General features: G+C 60.3%; 7 protein-coding genes. 3 read left to right on the top strand and 4 right to left on the bottom strand.

What is annotated here, in order from left to right; genetic code table 11:
* Nucleotides 1–33 precede the first annotated feature (33 nt).
* Nucleotides 34–11,361, top strand: coding sequence for a non-ribosomal peptide synthetase (locus tag DXZ77_RS08455; protein ID WP_115031376.1), 11,328 nt, complete (start codon nucleotides 34–36; stop codon nucleotides 11,359–11,361).
* 33 nt (nucleotides 11,362–11,394) lie between these two features.
* Here the strand turns inward: DXZ77_RS08455 and DXZ77_RS08450 are convergent, their stop codons facing one another.
* Complete coding sequence (locus DXZ77_RS08450; RefSeq protein WP_181816081.1) at nucleotides 11,395–12,555, bottom strand: alpha/beta hydrolase; 1,161 nt, start codon at nucleotides 12,553–12,555, stop codon at nucleotides 11,395–11,397.
* Nucleotides 12,556–12,579: 24 nt separating this feature from the next.
* Here DXZ77_RS08450 and DXZ77_RS08445 point away from each other — a divergent pair, with 24 nt between their 5' ends.
* Entirely contained in the window at nucleotides 12,580–13,518 is a 939-nt protein-coding gene (locus DXZ77_RS08445; RefSeq protein ID WP_115031372.1) for a methionyl-tRNA formyltransferase, read from the top strand.
* Nucleotides 13,493–14,611 (top strand): iron-siderophore ABC transporter substrate-binding protein, encoded by a 1,119-nt coding sequence (locus tag DXZ77_RS08440; protein WP_220181618.1) that lies wholly within the window; start codon nucleotides 13,493–13,495, stop codon nucleotides 14,609–14,611. The genes DXZ77_RS08445 and DXZ77_RS08440 overlap by 26 nt, the downstream gene beginning before the upstream one ends.
* 75 nt (nucleotides 14,612–14,686) lie before the next feature.
* Here DXZ77_RS08440 and DXZ77_RS08435 read toward each other — a convergent pair whose 3' ends face one another.
* The 3 genes from DXZ77_RS08435 to DXZ77_RS08425 form a co-directional block, all read right to left on the bottom strand.
* Nucleotides 14,687–16,150 (bottom strand): APC family permease, encoded by a 1,464-nt coding sequence (locus DXZ77_RS08435; RefSeq protein ID WP_258553227.1) that lies wholly within the window; start codon nucleotides 16,148–16,150, stop codon nucleotides 14,687–14,689.
* 139 nt (nucleotides 16,151–16,289) lie between these two features.
* Entirely contained in the window at nucleotides 16,290–17,366 is a 1,077-nt protein-coding gene (locus tag DXZ77_RS08430) for a glycoside hydrolase family 26 protein (RefSeq protein ID WP_258553226.1), read from the bottom strand.
* Between the two features lie 171 nt (nucleotides 17,367–17,537).
* Nucleotides 17,538–18,659, bottom strand: a complete 1,122-nt coding sequence (locus DXZ77_RS08425) for an amidohydrolase (protein ID WP_371667327.1) — start codon at nucleotides 18,657–18,659, stop codon at nucleotides 17,538–17,540.
* Nucleotides 18,660–19,117: the final 458 nt, after the last annotated feature.

Raw genomic sequence — 19,117 nt, 5'->3', positions numbered from 1 at the left:
ACCCGTCTTGCCACCCGCTGTGAGGACCCGCCGATGACTCAAGAACTCACCCACCTCATCCACCTGCCCACTCAGGACGTCCACGCAATGGCCAACCGAATGGGCAAGGACCCCGATGGCACCTGCGCTACCTCAATCTGCCTACCCCTCCTGGCAGTGGCAGCAGCATGGTGGGTGCAACACGGAAACACACCCGCCACAGAAGGAACCGATGTGAGGGCCACCCCCCTCACCGTCACCCTGAATGACGCGCTGGGCCAACACCACATACAGGTCACGGCCCACGATCGACTCCCTCACCTGGCGGCAGCCATGGCAGAACAAGCAGAGTGGGCGCCGGGACGAGTGAGCGCCACCCTTGAAACAACCACCGTGACAGTAGAGCCAGCACAAACCGGCTCCGCCCAAGCCACCGTGTGCGTACACGTCCCCCCAGGCGTCGACGAACACGACCTACACACCCTGCTCACCGACATCATCGCCCGCCCAGAGCGCACACTGCTCTCCCTGCGCGCCCAAAGCGACACCCAACGCGTGGCACTCGAGGCCATGTGGAACGACACCGACCAACCCCGACACCGACCAGACATCACCGAACTCATCCGCTCCTGGGCCGAACAGACACCCGAAGCCGAAGCCGTCATCAGCGACGAACACCGCCTCACCTACCGTCAACTCGTGACAGCTGCAGACGCGGTAGCCGCACAACTGCGCCACCACGGCATAGGTGCCGAAACCGTCGTCGGCATCTCACTGCCACGTAGCGCCGAAATGGTCGTCGCGATCCTCGGTGTCCTCTTCGCCGGCGGCGCCTTCGTGCCCGTAGACCCAGCATGGCCAGCACCACGACGAGCCTCAGTCATCACCGACGCAGCCGTCTCACTACTGCTCGTGGCAGACCCCACCACCAGCGAAGAAACACCAACAATCACCCTCGATCTCAACAACCCCCTACCCCAAGCCAAACCAGAGCCACTACCAGAAGAAATCAACGGCTCCAGCCTGGCCTATATCGTCTTCACCTCCGGTTCCACTGGCCGTCCCAAAGGCGCCATGATCCGCCGCGCTGCCATCGTCGAACGCCTCCTGTGGCAACGCGACGAAATCCTCGGCTTCCGCACCGATGACGCATCCCTTTTCAAAGCACCACTGGCCTTCGACATCTCCATCAACGAAATCCTGCTGCCACTGATCTCCGGAGCACGCGTAGTCGTAGCAGCCCCAGAGGGAGAACGCGACCCCTCCTACCTGCTCAACCTCATCGGCACCGAACGAGTAACCTTCGCCTACCTGGTCTCATCGATGCTCGAAATGCTCCTCACCCTCGATGCCGAAGACACCAACACCACCGACCAAACCCCCACCGGAGCCCTACGCCACCTACGCCACGTCTGGTGCGGCGGCGAACTGCTCACCCAAGCGCTTTACCGCCGATTCCGCCGCGCCCTAGATATCCCGCTCTACCACGGTTACGGCCCCGCCGAAGCAACCATCGGCGTCTCACACGTGGTCTACCGCGCAGAGGGTGACCGCATGGGGCACTCCATCGGAAGCGCCAACCCCAACACCCGGCTATACGTACTCGGCCCCGACCTACGACCAGCCCCCATCGGTGAACCCGGCGAACTCTACGCCGCCGGAATGCTCGTCGGCCGAGGCTACGTCGGCGCCCCCTCACTGACCGCCTCACGATTCGTCGCTGACCCCTTCGCCGCTGACGGATCCCGCATGTACCGCACTGGCGACCTCGTACGACGCCTCGATGACGGCTCGCTCGAATTCGTCGGCCGCGCAGACAACCAAGTGAAAATCCGCGGCATGCGCCTAGAACTCGAAGACGTCGAAGCCGGCCTGGCAGAGCACCCTGAAGTGCGCTCCGTCTGCGTCATCGCCCGATCCGGACGACTCATCGGATACGCAGTAACCACAGCTGACTCCGGCCTCACCGGAGAACAACTACGAGACTGGTCCCGCTCCCAGCTGCCCGAATACATGGTCCCCGCAGCCGTCGTGATCCTCCACAGCATGCCAATCACAGTCAACGGCAAAGTCGACCGCTCCGCCCTCCCCGAACCCCAATGGGAAAACAACACCACCACAACCGAAGACATAACCGGCCCACGCCTGGCCCAGGTATGTGCAGCCATGGCCGACGTCCTTGACCTACAACGCGTCAGCCCCGACTGCGACTTCTTCGACATCGGCGGCGACAGCCTCATCGCCGTCCGCCTAGCCGGAGCACTACGCTCTGCCGGCCTACCAATAGGCGTCGCACACATTTTCAAAGCACGCACCCCCCGCGCCCTAGCCGACACCGTCGAAAACCTCCCAACCCCCATCGACGTAGAAGACAAACCCCACGGCCCCCTGCACGACCTGCCCGTACTGCGATGGTTTGGAGAAGTAACCCAAGCCATCGACGGATTCGTACAAGCCGTGCCCCTACGCGCCCCCCACGACCTCAACCTGCAGGCCGCCCAAGCCATCCTCAACGCAGCCATCCACCAACACCCAGCACTCCACGCCCGCGTCAGCCACCACAACGGCCTCCACCTAGACATCCCCGCCCCAGAAAATGCCACACCCGTCTACGTAGACGAACGAGGACCAGGCGGCGACAAAAACACAGACACCGACGAACTCATCGCAGACCTGGACCCAGCAGCCGGAGTGCTCGTACGCGCCCGCCTACGCCCCGGCGTACTACTAGTAGTGATCCACCACCTCGTGATGGACGGCATCTCCTGGCAAATCCTCACCGATGACCTCACCGCAGCGATGCAGGCATGGCGCGCCGGAGAGCTCAACCCCGACGGCACCCCAACACCAGGAAAAACACACCCCGTACAGCCAGAGGGAACATCCCTACGCAGATGGACCCAATGCCTCGCCGAAGCCGTCGCCTCCGGACACTTCGACACCGACGCCGACTATTACCGCCGGGTACTGGCAACCCCAGACGCACCACTGACCAACGCCACCGGCCCCACCCCCACCGTCGCAAACGAACGCACCCTCACCCGCCACATCAACGCCACCACCACCGAAGCCATCACCCTGGCAGTACCAGCCGCCTTCGGAACCGGCGTCAACACCGTACTCCTCACCGCGTTCGCACTCGCACTCGCAACCTGGCGAGAAGAAAACGGAACCCACCAAACCGCAGCACTCATAGACCTCGAAGGACACGGCCGCGAATCACGCTTCGTCCCCACCCCCGGCGGCGAAGCCGACCTCAGCCACACCCTGGGCTGGTTCACCAGCATGTTCCCCGTAATCCTGGACCCTGGAATCACCCTGCACGCCGATGAAGACGCCCTTGTACGAGCCTTAAAAACAGTCAAAGACCAGCTCGCCGAAGTACCCAACGGCGGAATCGGATTCGGTGCGCTACGCCGACTCGACCAACGCCCAGGCGCCGCGGCCGGCCTCGACCACGAACCACAAATCCTGTTCAACTACCTAGGCCGCGTGGGATCCAGCAACGGCGCAGAGTTCGAACCTCTACCAGGCACCGACCTGCTAGGCGAGCGCCGCGACCCAGAACAACCACTGCCACGCACCCTAGAACTCAACGCCGTCACCACCGTAGAACCCGACGGCGGCGTACTCCGCGCCACTTTCTCCTGGGGAGCCAACGTCCTCGAAGACACCAGCATCACCCGACTGGCACAACTGTGGACCGAAGCACTCACCGCACTAGCAGGCCTAGCCCACCGAGGATCACGCTCGCCCGGAGACTTTGCCTCCGCCCCCGGCCTACCTGCACCCATCAGCTTCGAAGACCTAGACCACCTCGACAGCCCCACCCTGGTCGACATCCTGCCACTGACCCCAGTGCAAAACGGCATGTACTTCCACTCCGTCTTCGAAGGCGAACAGTCCGACGCCTACGTTGAACAACAACTAGTCCACCTCCACGGCCCCATCGACGCCCACCGCCTCGAAACCGCTCTACGCGCGCTGCTACGCCACCACCCAGCCCTATCCGCAGCCGTATTCACCACCACCTCCGGAGAAGCAGTGTCTGTGATCGACACTGCCGCCGCCGACCGGCTTCACCTCGCCGAACTCGATCTGACCGCAGTAGAACCACATGAAGCCCAACAACGGCTACGCCAACGGGCACACACCGACCGCACCACCGGATTCGACCCAACACACGCACCGCTGATGCGCTGCACGCTCGTCACCCTCGAACCAGAACACTGCGTGCTCATCCAAACCGTCCACCACCTCGTGGCTGACGGATGGTCAGTGCCCCTCATGCTGCGCACCCTCATCGAGTGCTACACCAACCCCGACCTACCAGAACCCGCATATCGGCCAAAACACGGCATCCCAGGCTTTGTACGGTGGCTGGACACCCGCGACCGCCACGCCGACCAACAACTCTGGCGAACAGCACTCCAAGGAGCCACCCCCGTAGTAGTCGCTCCAGGCGCAGCAATCCCCACACACATTGAAGAAATCCCTGTCATCGCCGACAACATCGACGCTGCGCTGGAACACTGCCGCAACCACGGATGGTCAATACCCGTCCTGGCCCACGCAGCATGGGGCTTAGTACTGCGCGACCTCGCTGGCCTGGACTGCCACAGCGACGTCATCTTCGGATCCACCGTCTCCGGACGCGACGCTCCTGTAGATGACCTCGAAAACGCGGTCGGCATGGTGATCAACACCGTCCCATCCTTAGCTCCAGGGGCAGCCCCCACCGACCCAGCACACACGCTGCTCACCGGTGTAAGCACACACCTAGATCAAGTACGCGCCCACATGCACGTGCCACTAGCAGACACCGTCCCCCAGGGCGGCACCGTCGGTGACCTCTTCGACACCCTCGTGGTGATGGACCTACCCACCGACCCAGCACAACTACACGTGCCCGGAGCAGAAGTGGAAATCCGCGCAGTCATCAACGACGGCGCCCCTCATTACCCACTGACGCTAGTGGTTTCCCCCACCGAAGAACCCCTGATGCGGGTTCTCTACGACCCCGCATCCATCAACCACTCCCGTGCACAACGCATCACCCGGATGCTTGCCGCCGCCGTCGAGGGACTGTGCTCATCGAATTCGGTTGCACACGTAACCGCACACATCGCCGCCGCAGGCGCCCAGAGCACCAACGAACCGGCAACACTGACCCAGCTGTGGCAGACAAGTGTGGAAGCACACCCACAACGCCCAGCCCTCGTCGCCGTCACCACTGATAAAGGCACACCAGAGCGCATCGAATACACACAGATGCACGCCCGCGCTCGCAGCGTTGCCGCCACACTCAGCCAAGCCCTACCCCGCAGCGATCAGCCCGCCAGGGTAGCTCTCCTGCTTGACCGTTCCCCAGAGCAAGTAGTCGGTATCTTGGCGGTGGTCCTTGCTGGCGGCACCTACGTGCCACTGGACCCGCTGTCACCTGACCACCGGATCGACCTCATCCTGGATAACTGCCAGCCCGAAGTGCTACTCGTCGGGCCTCAGCACGCTGAACGCGCCCACACAATCGCCCCCGAAGGTACCACCGTCATGGTGATGCCCGATCCCCAGGAACAAGACAACACAACAGAACTACAGTTCTCGCCCCGCACCCCATCTCCCCACGATCCCGCCTACATCCTGTACACCTCCGGCTCCACCGGCCGCCCCAAAGGAGTGGTAGTCACCCACGCCAACGTGCTGGCGCTACTGCACACAGCCGACAACCACGTCCAGATGAGTAACCAGGACGTGTGGTGTCTGTTCCACTCGTTCGCTTTCGACTTCTCCGTCTGGGAGCTGTGGGCACCATTGCGGTACGGGGCCTGCGTCGTTCTCCTCGACTACGCCCTGACACGCTCACCCCACGACTTCGCTGGCGTACTCGCTGAACAAAAAGTGACGGTTCTTAACCAGACCCCCTCAGCATTCGTCGCCCTGGACGCCACCGGAGCAACCCTGCCAGCGCTACGCCACCTCATCTTCGGCGGAGAAGCACTCGAAATAGCTCGCGTCGCCGAATTCGCTCATCGGCACCCCAACTGCCACATCATCAACATGTACGGCATCACTGAAACCACAGTGCATGTCACGGCACTCAAACTCACCACCACGCTGCTGCAAACAGCCCAGCAAACCCGCACCACCGCAAGCCCAGTAGGACGCCCACTGGATGGGCTACGTGGTTATGTCCTCGACGGCCAGCTGCGCCCAGTACACCCCGGGGGCACCGGAATCCTCTACGTAGCCGGTCCACAAGTCACCCGTGGCTACTTCGGACAACCAGGGCTCAGCGCCGCACGATTCGTCGCCGACCCCTTCGCCGCTGACGGCACCCGCATGTACTACTCCGGTGACGTTATGCGGGTACGGGCCGACGGTGGGCTGGAGTACATCGGCCGCGCCGACCGTCAAATACAGGTGCGAGGCTTCCGTATTGAACCCGGTGAAGTTGAAACAGTCCTGCTCACCGCGCCCGGAGTGGCCGACGCTGCAGTATTGGCCCTCGATCGGCCTGAAGGACGCCAATTGGCCGCCGTTGTCGTGCCCCGCGAAGGCACCGACCTGGCCGAGGCAGCTTCAACAGCTCGACGCACCGCACGGCGCAAGCTACCGGCCTATCTCGTTCCCACCCTACTCATCGCAGCACAACAGCTGCCGCTGACTATCAACGGCAAACGCGATGAAACAGCCCTGCTCGCAATGCTCGAGGCATCCAACGAACACGAGATGTGCTCAGAAGCAGACACCGCACCTGCTGCTAGGCAACAGAGTGAACCAGCGGTAGCAGCGATCGCGGCAGCGCTAGCTGCGGTGCTCGACCTCGACCCCCAAGCAGTAGGACCGAACGCGGACTACTTCCAGCTCGGTGGAGATTCGATCCTGGCGCTCAAACTGTGCCACCGACTGCGTCGCGAAGGCATCGCAGTGAGCCCGCGCGAGGTTTTCACCGGACGCACCCCTGCCGGAATCGCTCGCCTATGCCTGCAATCCACCCCCGCGACATCAGCGACTCGCGCGAAAACAACGCATGGGCCATTGGTGCCGTTGCCCATGCTGTACCGCCAGCAAACACTGGGTATGCCCAGAGACTTCGCACAGGCCAGAACAATCGAACTCGATGAAACCGTCAACACGGAACAGCTGAGTAAGGCGCTAGGTCACGTGGTCACAGCACACCCGCTGCTCGGGGCCCGGCTCAGCGGCCTGTCACACCAACTGCCGCTAGGAATCGAAATACCAGCCACCACGCCAACAATCCCCGTGCTACAGGCAGACACCGCTGAACACGCACTACCCACACTGCTTGAAACCCTCGACCCCGAAAACGGAACGCTCCTTGCCGCCGCAGTAGTAAAGGGAGGACGCGTTGCAGTAATGGCCGTGCATCACGCAGTTGTAGACAGCATGTCCTGGCTGGTGATCGAGAACGACCTACGCTGCGCTCTCGAAAACAAGCCCCTTGCGCCTGAAGCTGTTTCGGCCGGTGAACACGCAACGGAACTGCTGCGCCGCACCCATACCGACGAAATCACCCAATGGCTACCGCACTGGCAACGCATGCATCACATACCGCAGCTAGTGGCAGCTGACAGCTGGCCAGGTGAGCAGGTGCGTCTACTAGCCACCCGACTAGAGGCAGGCGCAGCAAAAGCTTTGCTCACAGCGACCTCCGGCCCCCAGGTCGCGGCTCGGCTCACCGCCACTGTCGTCGCAGCGCTGTCCCGCTGTATCGGCGAGCGGCCCGAGATGCTGGTAGAGATGGAAACACACGGGCGTAACGGCGGGGGCAGCCTCAACATCGACCTGGAACATACCGTTGGATGGTTCACCTGCCTAGCGCCGGTGCGCGTACCTGGATCGAGCGACCCACAGCGGGTAATCCACGCTGTAGAAGGCGGGAGCGATACCGTCCCCGCAACCAGCTATACAGCGCTGCGTTACCTGCACCCACACGGCGCACGCATGCTCAGCAATGGTGGAGCACAGGTACTGGTCAACTATCTCGGCCGCGCCGAAAGCGACGCAGTGCTCTGCGTGCCTACCCCAGCCGCTCCGCCGCGAACCCCGCACCTGCTTGAGGTAGACATATGGGCGATGAGCAGCCAAGAACTGCGAGCCGAGTTCCGTGTGGCTGAACCAGCCTGGAGCGAGCTAGGAGTCGATCCGGCTGACCTCATCCCAGCATGGCAAGAGGCCGTCGCTGACCTGGCAGAATCGCTTGCCGAACAAGGCGAACAAGCAGCACTGACTCCGCTGCAACGAGGACTGTTATTCCAGGCTCAGGTCGCCCCCGGAGGTACGTACACGGCACAAACCACGCTGGCCTTCGATCGGCGTCTTGATCCGAAGATCGTGGCCGAAAGCTTCGCTGACACAGTCACGATTCACCCAGCCATTGGTGCCCGCTTCCTCGTAGACGAGGACGGCACACCGACGCAGTGGCTTCCCGGAGCGACCCAGCGCATCTGTCCTGAGGTGACGGTGCACGAAGTCAACAGTGTTGACCAGATCGATGCGCTGCTTGACGCGCAGCGACGACTGCCATTTGACCTGGGCGAATGGCCCTTGGCTAGGTTCCTGCTCATCCGTACCCCGCACGAAGGTGACCTGCTGGTGTTCACCTACCACCTTGTCCTGATGGACGGTTGGTCGAGAGCGCTGCTACTGAACAGTTTCCTTCAGCGACTCCGCCTACGTGAGAACACTCCTGAACAGGACATTTGTCTACCAGAGCCAGCGCTTCCAAGCTTCGCTGAGGTTGCTCGCAAAACCACATCGCACGATGAGGCAGCCGCGCTGGCCCACTGGCGAAGCCGTTTGGAAGGACTGAACGGACCAACGCTTGTCGGTGATGGACGGCTGGCCACGACACCGACGCTGCCGGAATCGGTAGTGATCGATCTGGATGAGCAGAGCACTAACGCGCTGAACGCAGCGGCGTCCCGCGCCGGGGTGACCCTGACCGCTTTGATCGTGGCTGCGACCACGCTCTCGTTGCGGGTTCTCACTGGTGAAGACGACGTTGTCGTAGGCCTGTCGGTTTCTGGCCGTAACCTCGTGGAGGACCCCGGGGTGGATTCGGTCGTGGGTGTGTTGCTCAACACCGTTCCGGCGCGGGTGCAGTTGCAAGCCCAGCAGACGGTAATGGATCTGCTAACCCGAATTCAGGCTGAGCGGCTGGAGTCGATGCCTTTCGACGGGGTCGATCTTGGTCAGGTTCAGCGAGGCCTAGGCATGGAGGTGCTGTTCGACTCGCTCGTGGTGGTGCAGAACTTCCTGGACCCCAAGGCGGCGCAAGAAACGCGACGTATGCACGGGATCACGGCGGAGTCTTCCGTGGACGCCACTCACTTCCCATTGACCTGGGTGTATACGCCGGGGGAGAGGTTGAGGCTCACGCTTGAGCACCGCTCCGAACTGCTTCCCGCTGGTGCGGCGCAGACAGCGGCGAACCTGGCGGTGTCTGCGCTGCAGTCATTGACTGACAGTGTTTTGGGAGCTGAGAGTGGCCGACGCCCCGTGGCGTCTTTGCCTGGATGGCAGGCTGGACCAGATCACGGTGATGTGGTGGCCGCTCAGAACGCTCGGGTGGACTTCACTGTGGTTGATGCCCTCGATGCAGCAGCTGAACGCAACCCCGATGCAGTGGCTCTGGTCGATGAGCAACACCGGTGGACGTTTGCGCAGTTCCAAGGGCGTTGTCTTGCCGTGGCGCAGGAGCTGCTGCGGCGGGGAGTTGGTCCTGGTGACACCGTGGCGCTGGGGTTGCCTCGGTCAGCGCATGTGGTGGCAGCGTTGATGGGTGTGCTGCGCACGGGTGCTAGGTACGTTCCTGTGGATCTGTCTCATCCAGATGGTCGCTTGGCGGCGGTGCTTGGTGATGTGAATCCTGAGGTGGTGCTGGTCACGGGAGAGTCACGCTCTCGGATGGCCAGAATCGTTCCAGATGTGCCGCTGGTAGAGGTTGATTCTCTTGCATCGGTGCAGATGTCTGCTGAGTTGGTGTCGCGCGCCAGTGCCGCAGGTGACGCTTATGTCATCTACACGTCTGGTTCGACGGGGCGTCCTAAGGGTGTGGTTGTGCCACATGATGGTCTTGCTTCGATGTTGGTCAACCATCGGCGAAAGATTTTTGCTCCGGCTGTTCATGCTGCAGGTGATCGTCGGTTCCGGGTTGCGCACGCGTTGTCGTTTGCTTTCGACATGTCCTGGGAAGAGCTGCTGTGGTTGGCTGATGGGCACGAGGTGCATTTGTGTGATGAGGATCTGCGTCGTGATCCGCAGCGTCTGGTTGAGTACACCCGTCAGAACGGCATCGATGTCATCAATGTGACTCCGGGGCAGGCAGAGCAGCTGATTGCTGAAGGGTTGTTGGACGAGGGGATGCATGCTCCTTCGCTCGTCTTGCTCGGTGGTGAGGCTGTGTCTGTGCGGTTGTGGCGTCGTTTGGGCCAGATGCCTGGTGTGCGTGGCTACAACTTGTATGGCCCTACGGAGTACACGATCAACGCGTTGGGGGTGGGCGATGATGAATGTGCTGATCCAGTGATTGGTGCGCCGGTGGATCATACGGTGGCGTTGGTGCTTGACCGTTGGTTGCGTCCTGTTCCTGATGGTGTTCCTGGTGAGCTGTATCTGACGGGAATTGGGTTGGCTCGTGGTTATCACGGCATGCCGGGACGTACAGCTGAGTCGTTTGTGGCATGCCCATGGGGTGAGCCAGGGTCGCGTATGTATCGCACCGGTGACCGAGTCCGGCGTCGTGTTGCAGATGGGCTCATGGAGTACTTGGGTCGTACGGACAACCAAGTGAAGATTCGAGGTCATCGAGTGGATCCGGGTGAGGTCTCTGCGGCTGTGCTCGCTTTGGCTGAACAGGATCGCGGTGCGCAGGCGCCCTCTGATGTGGCTGAGGTGTATGGCTGTGTCACAACAGTGGTCAATGGTGCGTTGGTGTGTCATCTGGCTGCTCGGGTGGCTGATTCGCAGGCTGTGGCGCGTGCGGTGCGTGATGGGTTGCGGTCGGTGTTGCCGGAGGCGTTGGTGCCGGACCGTTATACGGTTGTGCCGGAATTCCCGCTGACTGCTAATGGCAAGGTGGATACGGCGCAGCTGGGTTCGGGTAGCCCGGTGGGTAGCACGGGGCGTCCTGCTCGCGGTGAGCAGGAATGTCTGGTGGCTGAGCTCGTGGCTGAGGTGCTCGACCTGGATGAGGATGAGGTGCCAGCGGATGTTGATTTCTTCTCGCTGGGTGGGCATTCGATGGCGGCGGTGCGTCTTGTGGCGTTGCTTCGTGCTGAGGGTGCTTTTGAGCTGGCGGTGCGTGATGTGTATGCGCTGCGTACCGTGGAGAGGATGGCCCAGAAGCTGGTGATGTAAGACAGCAGAGTGGGTCTGGTGACCCTCTGGGGGTTATGTCCAGAGGGTTACCAGTTCCTCAATGAGGGTGGTGCGCCAGCAGGCGTGATCGTGTCCGCCGGGGACGGTTCGGGTGTGCACGTCCATGTTGGCTTCGGTGAGTGCTTTGGTGACTGCGTTGACGTGTTGGTGCATTGCTTTTTCGTCTTCACCGACGGTGAAGCGAATCTGCATGTTGTGTAGGTCGGGTAGGTGGCGTGCGGTGTCTCCTCCGGGTGGTGCGTTCAGGGGGTCGGTGGGGTTGGTGTCGGTCCACCAGAATGCGGGGGATTGTCCTAGGAGTGCGTTGAATTGGGTGGTTGTTGCTGCGGCTCGGGTTGCGGCGAGGGCGCCGAGGCTTTGTCCAGCTATGACTGTGTGTGTTCGTTGGGAGCCGCGCTGGGATAGCCAGGTGTCGCACATGGTCAGGATTGGTCCAGGTAGTGCTGTAGCCAGGGTAGGGCTGGTGAGGAAGTCGGTGCGTGCTTGCGGGTCTACCGGGGAGGGGATCAAGACGAGAACGTGGGGCGGCAGGAGCCCGTCGGCCACGGCTGTGTTGAGGGTGCTAGGGGCGTCGTGTAGGTGGAGCCAGTGGTCTCCGTCCAGGAGGAAGAGGACGGGTGTTGTTGTGGTGAGTTGGCCGGGGGTGAATATGCGTAGTGTGCAGCGTCGTCCTAGTACGTTGCGGTCTAGGCGTAGTCGCTCTGAGGGGTGGGGGCAGATGTGTAGGGGGCTGCGTGGTGGCCATCGGTCTAGGCCAGCGGCGCCGTCGCGGGGAGTTGTGGGGTGGGTGAGAAGTGACCCGAGTTCGCCGGTGGCGTCGTGGTTGAGTGGGTCGGCGCTGGGTGGGCCGTCGTTGTTGCTGAGTCGGTAGGTTACGCAGGCTTGGGGTGGGATTGGTATTTGGGCGATTCCGAAGCCTGGGGGTATTTCGTGTCCTGCTGTGGTTAGTTCTTGGGCGAGGGTGGGGTCTGGGTTGGTGATGGGGGTTGATTGTTTGTGTTCCCACAGGATGTGGGTGCCGTGGGGGGCGGTGACGATGCCTAGGGCTGAGCCGTCGGGTAGGAGTCGGTAGAGGGGCCATTCGGGGGAACGGTGGGGGACGTCGTGTAGGCCGGGTTTGGGGGTGGGGTTGTGGTGTTTTTTTTGTGGTGATGAAACTGCTTTGACAGTCATATTAGGTGAGCCTAACCTCAATCTATGCGCGTCGTTACCTTCGGATACCAGACCTGGGGCCACCGGACTTTGCAGGCTGTTCTCGCAGGCGGACATGAGGTGCCATTGGCCGTCACCCACCCGCCGAGCAACAACCCTTACGAACAGATGTGGAGCGACTCGGTAGCCGAGCTGGCCACCGCTCACGGAATCCCTGTTTACGAAGCGCGCCGCCCCGATGAAGCCCTAATCAATGCCGTCCGTGAAGCAAAACCAGATGTCATCGTTGCCAATAACTGGCGCACCTGGCTACCTCCGGAGATCTACGACGCCCCACCGCACGGCACGCTCAACGTGCATGACTCCTTACTTCCTGAATACGCCGGCTTCTCGCCAGTGATGTGGGCTCTGCTGAACCGTGAAACCCATGTGGGGGTCACCGTTCACCGTATGGACGAAACCCTGGATGCTGGCCCTATCGTCGCGCAGCAGGCAGTACCCGTTGGTCCTAATGACACCACCACTGATCTTTTCCACGCGACCGTCGCTTTGATCGAGCCGCTGGTCACCCGTGCTCTAGCCGACCTGGCCGCAGGCACACTCACCGCTACCGCGCAAGATCCAACCCGCGCCACCTATTTTCATAAGCGCTCCGAGCGGGAGGCATATCTTGACTTCCGAGCCTGCGCTGCCGACCTGGAGCTGCAGGTCCGTGCCCACAGCGACCCTTACCCGAACGCGTACTTCAACTACCGCGGGCAGCGGTTGCGTGTGTTGCGAGCCCACGTCTCACGCAGCCGATTCGGCGGCACTCCGGGCCGTGTCACGGTCCCGTATGAGGGGGGAGTAGCCGTAGTTTGTGGTTCTGCGCAACGCAACGCGCCAGCTCCTGCGCTCATCTTAGAAACGCTCCGTCTTGACGACGGTCGTGAAGTAGCCGCAACCGAAATTCTCGGTGATGGCGGCTACATCGATTTGCCCTAACCCACACAGCCATGGGGAAACCCAAGGCACCAACTATCCGGGGGATTACTACACCATGCCCACAAAACTGTCCTCGTTACGCCGGAGGGCTTTCCTGCTCGCAGCTGCACTGTGTTTGACCGGCGGAGTTGTCGGATGCTCCACATCTGACTCCTCGACTTCGGCGAGCTCCAAGCCAGCGTCTGCGGCCACGGAGGCTGGCGCGTTCCCAGCCACGATTGCCCATAAGTTCGGCCAAACGGTGGTTAAAGAAGCGCCTACTCGGGTGGTATCCCTGGGGTATAACGACCAGGATGCTCTCCTGGCTCTCGGTGTCACTCCGGTGATGGTGCGCAATTGGGACGGAATGACCCCTTCTGGTGAGGCTGCAGGGGCATGGGCCAAAGACCGCATCAAGGGTGAAAAACCCCAGGTGTACACCAAAGAAACCGTTGACCCGGAGGCAGTGGCAGCAGCCAAGCCTGACCTGATCGTCGCCACCTACTCCGACGTCGACAAGCCCACCTACGAGGCACTTTCCAAGATTGCCCCAGTGATTGTGCAAAAGGGTGACTATGAGGACTACCAGCAGCCCTGGGATGTCACGACTGAAGAGATCGGCGCTGCCGTGGGGCGCCCTGCCGAGGCCAAGAAATTGGTCGACGGTATCAAGGTGCGCATCAGTGAGCTAGCTGCCCGTCACCCTGAGTGGAAGGGGAAGAGCGCCACTGTTGCTACCTATGACGGCAAGGCGCTGTCTGCTTTCGCTGCCAATGACATGCGCACGCGGTTCTTCACCTCGCTTGGATTTGAAGCGAACAAAGAAGTTAATGACGCAGCAAAGGGCAAGTTCTACACAGAACTCTCTTTGGAAGAAGCTCGCAAGCTCGATTCCGACGTACTGGTCTGGGACCAGATCTCTTACGCCCCGAAGGGACGTTCTACGATCGAATCTGAGCAGTCGTTGTCTTCACTGCCAGCCATGAAAGATAAGCACGCACTGTTCCTTGAAGACCAGCTCGAGAAGGCCTTCGGGTGGCAGACAGTCCTTAGCTTGGGGTATGTGCTTGACCACATTGAGAAGCCGCTTGATGCAGCTGTTAAAGGTGAGTAAGTAACGGTTTTCCGCATGAAAAGTGTTGTGGCCCCCACACCATTTGGTGTGGGGGCCACAACACTTTTCATGTTTTTAACGGCGTGTGTCTTCTGGTGGAATGTCGGCGACAATCTGCGCGATCACTTGTGTATCGCCCATGGTGAGGTGGGCATCCGTGTGTTTGATATTGCGCTGGTAGAGCCAGTTGAGCACAGATAGGAGTACTCCGATAAGTAGGAGTACAGCAGCGATGGAGTAGACCACTGGCTTCTGTGCCCAGGGGCCGATGAGGAAGATAGTGGAGGCTGCGCCGAGGTAAGGAACCCACCGGGGAGCGCGGAAGTGGTTATGTGCTTCGGCTGCGCTGTCGCGTCGTAGCACGATACAAGCGATGTTCACTACCGTGAATACGGCTAAAAGAAGAAGCGCTGTGGTGCTTCCGAGGGCAGAAGTGGTGTCGGCGCCCAGTGCTAGTCCGACAAGGGCTAACAGCCCCACTCCGAGGGCAGTGGTGAAGATGATGGACGCATATGGGGTACGGTGTCCGCGGTGGATTTTTCCTAGGGGGCGTGGCAAGACGCCTTGTTTAGCCATGCCGTAAACGAGTCGGGAAGCCATCATCATGTTCAGCAGCGCGGTGTTCGCGACAGCGAAAATAGTGATGAACGGGTAGAGAGTGTGGATAGGGATGCCAGGTGCGCCGCGGGCGATGACCTCGAAAAGTGGCGTGTCTGAGTTGGCAAGAACACCGATAGGCACGATGGCTACGGTGAACAGTGAGATGGCGATGTAGATAGCTAGGCAGATTCCCATGCCGCTGAGCATGACTTTGGGGAAGATGCGGGGGTCTTTCACTTCTTCGACCATGTTGACGGAGTCTTCGAAACCGACGAAGGAGAAGAAGGCCAGTGCGGTGACTCCGGAGAGCACCAGGAACATAGATTTGTCTTGGGGGGCTTCGAAAATGACGGTGCGTGAGAAGTCGACGTTGCCGTTGATGGTGGCCCAGATACCGACCCCGATAACCAGTGCCAGTCCGAGGAACCCGATGAGGGTGAGCACCATGTTGAGTTTCACAGATTCGGAGGAACCCCAGAAATTTACGACTGCCAATGAGATGAGGAAGGCAATAGCTAAGGCAACGACTGCGGTTTTGCTCCAGTTCAGGCCAAATCCGAGGTTGATGTTGTTAGCCACAGCCATGGAGGTGGTTGCAGCCGAGGTCAATCCGGAGCACAGCACGGCGAAAGTCACCATGAAGGTGAGGAATTGTTTGTGGAACGCTTTGTGCGCGTAGAGGGCGGCTCCGGAGGCGCCTGGGTATTTGGTGACGAGTTCGAGATAGGAGTAAGCAGAAAGTGTTGCTACTGCGAAGGCGAACAAGATGGGGGCCCAGGCAGCGCCGCCGACGTTGGCGGCCAGCTTGCCAGTGAGGGCGTATACACCTGTTCCGAGAATGTCTCCGAGGATGAACAGGAGAAGCAGCCCAGGGCCCATGACCCGGTGCAGTTCATGATGGTCGTGTCCTGCGGCCTTGGTGGGGGGTGTTTTGCTCAAGGTGGCCTCCTAACGAGGGGGTCCGGCAGGGCAGGAGGTAGAGCCTCCTGTGGCCCGCCTCGCGCCCACGCGAAGTTCGATCAGCTTATTCACAGTTCGCGCTGATCCAAAAGCGTGGGCGCGAGGAGGTCACCGAAGGTCACCAAAGCTTGCGATAAACCTCTCCCGATTTGGGGTTAAGAGGGTCAGCGTCCCAAATGTGGTTTTTCATATCAGTGCCAGCTTCGGCGAAGTAACTCTCTAGAACGAGAACATCGCTGTTTCCTTGGAAGAATTCGCGCATTTTACGGATGAAATAGGGGTTGTCGCCGTTGCCGTCACGGCCTGGGCTAGCCAAGCCCCATTCGGAAACTGAGAGGCCTTTTTTATGTTCGCGTGCGAATCGGGCTAAATCGGAAAGGCCAACGCTGGAGTCAGGGGCGATGGAGCGGCGCCATTCGTTTTCGTTGCGGGCACGTAAAGGGCCCCAGTCGTAGTGGGAACAGCCGACCATGTCGACGACGTCATCTCCGGGGTACATGAGGTTGAGGCTGTCGAGGCGGTTTTTCTGGCCGCGCATCACAGTGCCGCAGTTAATGTCGAAGCTGAATTTAAGGCCAGGAGCTTCTTTTTTCATCAAATCATGGATGCGTCGATACGCGGTTTTGTATTCGCCAGCGGTTGAGGCGGTCACGCTCCAAGGCATCCAGGTGCCGTTGCCTTCCCAGCCGATACGCACCACCGAGTTACCGCGTCCTGCTTTTTGTAATTCACGTCCGGTGCGGCGGTAGGTTTCGTCGTATTTTCCTGCAGCGACATTTTTCAGGTCGCTGGGCTTGGCCTCGCGGGGCAAAATGGGTTGCCCCCAGAGAAGGACACCTTTGAAGTCTTTGAAGGTGTTGATTTCCCAGCTGGGGTCGTTGAGGTCTTTCCAGGTATCCCAGCCGGGGAAGGAAGGGGTGACGTCGCTGGGAGCGCCGCGCCAAGCGCCCCAGCGGGTGGCGCGTTCACCGGACATGAAGCCGCCGACCCATGCTCCAGAGTGCCATTTATTTCCGGACCTGGGTTTACCCAAGTATTGGTTGGCCAGATTATTGGGAGCAGGTTTGGCCACAGCGGTGTTTTTAATGCTGTTATTCGCCGGTGTTGTGATGGCGTTAGCCGGTGTGGCGGTAATGGCGGCTCCGGCGAGGAGGGCTGTTGAAGTGAGCGTTACGAAAGCTCGTCGAAGTGTCATATACATGCCTTTCGGTGTGGCGGGCACCGAAAGGCATGTATGTACATGCAGTTCATGGCTCTGCTCGTACCCCCTTGCCCCCCGGCTGCCGGAACCTTATGTCACTGCCGTGATGGTGTGCAGTCCCGTGGGGATGACCCACAGGGCTAGCACAAGGGAGGGAACAGGTTGTTAGTTACTTTTGAGGAAGGTCAGTAGCGCGGTCAAAGCTGCTTCGGTTCCGGTACTCAAAGTGGGTTGTAAAGCGGGGGCGAAGCGTGAACTGTGGTTGGGGTGGGGTTCACTGTCAGCGTCAAATCCACCCCAAAACCAGTAACAATAAGGCGTGCCGAAGGCCTGCGGGATGGTGCTGAAATCTTCTGAACCGGTTGCCGGTGTCATCGGGCTGACTCGCTCGGCGCCGAAATGTTCAGTGAATGCTGAGGTGAGAGCCTCAGTGACAGTGGTGTCGTTTTCGGTGGGTGGGATTACATCAGAAAGAAAAAATTCAGGTTCGCGTGGGCAGCGCGCAGCAGTGCATTCGGCGTGAACGATTCGTTTAACCGCATCAATGAGAGTGTTGAGGGTTTCTGAACTGTAGGCGCGGAAGTTAAGCAGCATGGTTGCTTCGCTGGGGATCACATTGGCTTTCGTGCCCGAGTGGATCGCACCAACGGTGATGACACCAAAATCACTGGGATCAATTTCTCGAGCGACAACGCTTTGAATCCGGGTGATGATAGCGCTAGCAAGAACAATGGGGTCGACAGAAAAATGCGGCATAGATCCGTGGCTGCCCTTGCCGTGGACGACAATCTTCATCATCGCTGCCGTAGATAAGACAGGAACCGCAGCGATCTGGATATGACTGGCAGGCAGTGGAACAACATGCTGTCCCAGAGCAACGTCAGGGGTAGGAACAGTGTCGGTCAAGCCTGCTTCCATCATCGAAACTGCGCCTTCGCCGGTCTCCTCTCCAGGCTGGAAAAGAGCCAGATAAGTGCCTGACCAGGCATCACGATGATGAGCGAGAATTTTCGCTGCACCCAGATGAGCAGCGACGTGGAAATCGTGACCGCAGGCATGCATGACGAACTGCTCGTTGCCGTCACGGTCTTTCGTCGTGGCTGTAGAAGCGTAGGGAAGACCAGTCTCTTCTTTGACAGGTAAGGCATCGAAATCGGCGCGGAACAAAACAGTGGGCCCTTCACCATTAGCTAAAACCTCGACGACGCCGCCACCGATTTGATGCGTGGTGTACCCGAATTCTTCTAACTGGCCAGTGATCTGCGCCAAAGTGGCGGTCTCTTGCATCGACAATTCAGGGTTGGCGTGCAGATGTTTATACAACTCTTCCTGTCAGCCCTTGATCTCATCGATCTGTGCATACAGAGCCCTGGTGTCGGACATAAAGGTGGCCTTTCTCATCAAGGAAACGGGCGCGATGAAGTGGTGCGTCAGCAACCTGCAGCAAGCACAGCAGATGCCCAAGAGGCACCATCGACGACATCACGGCTTTCGCGAAGGCTTCCACATGCTAATCACGGCATTGCACCTGCCGCACCCCAAAAAAGTATGGAATTCACACACCAAATACATCCCGACAACGAAAACGCACACCCAACGAACACGTATAACCCGCCCCAGAACACCCTCCTTAATCAGTCAAAATTTCCCCAAACCCGTGTGCCCTCCTTGCCCCCATCTGCCTTCACACCTGTTCTGATACACGACCAAACCTGGCTGCCCACCCCCGGGCACCCTGGGAGGAC

This window comes from Dermatophilus congolensis, assembly GCF_900447215.1.
GTDB classification, from domain to species: domain Bacteria; phylum Actinomycetota; class Actinomycetes; order Actinomycetales; family Dermatophilaceae; genus Dermatophilus; species Dermatophilus congolensis_A.
The sequence above is the reverse complement of the archived record's forward strand: the minus strand, read 5'-3'. Positions and strand labels throughout refer to the sequence as shown.

What these genes read in the sequence shown, in the direction of transcription:
- DXZ77_RS08455 (WP_115031376.1), top strand. Translation starts at nt 34, where the DNA reads ATGACTCAAGAACTCACCCACCTCATCCACCTGCCCACTCAGGACGTC.
- DXZ77_RS08450 (WP_181816081.1), bottom strand. Translation starts at nt 12,555, where the DNA reads ATGACTGTCAAAGCAGTTTCATCACCACAAAAAAAACACCACAACCCC.
- DXZ77_RS08445 (WP_115031372.1), top strand. Translation starts at nt 12,580, where the DNA reads ATGCGCGTCGTTACCTTCGGATACCAGACCTGGGGCCACCGGACTTTG.
- DXZ77_RS08440 (WP_220181618.1), top strand. Translation starts at nt 13,493, where the DNA reads ATGGCGGCTACATCGATTTGCCCTAACCCACACAGCCATGGGGAAACC.
- DXZ77_RS08430 (WP_258553226.1), bottom strand. Translation starts at nt 17,366, where the DNA reads ATGACACTTCGACGAGCTTTCGTAACGCTCACTTCAACAGCCCTCCTC.
- DXZ77_RS08425 (WP_371667327.1), bottom strand. Translation starts at nt 18,659, where the DNA reads ATGCAAGAGACCGCCACTTTGGCGCAGATCACTGGCCAGTTAGAAGAA.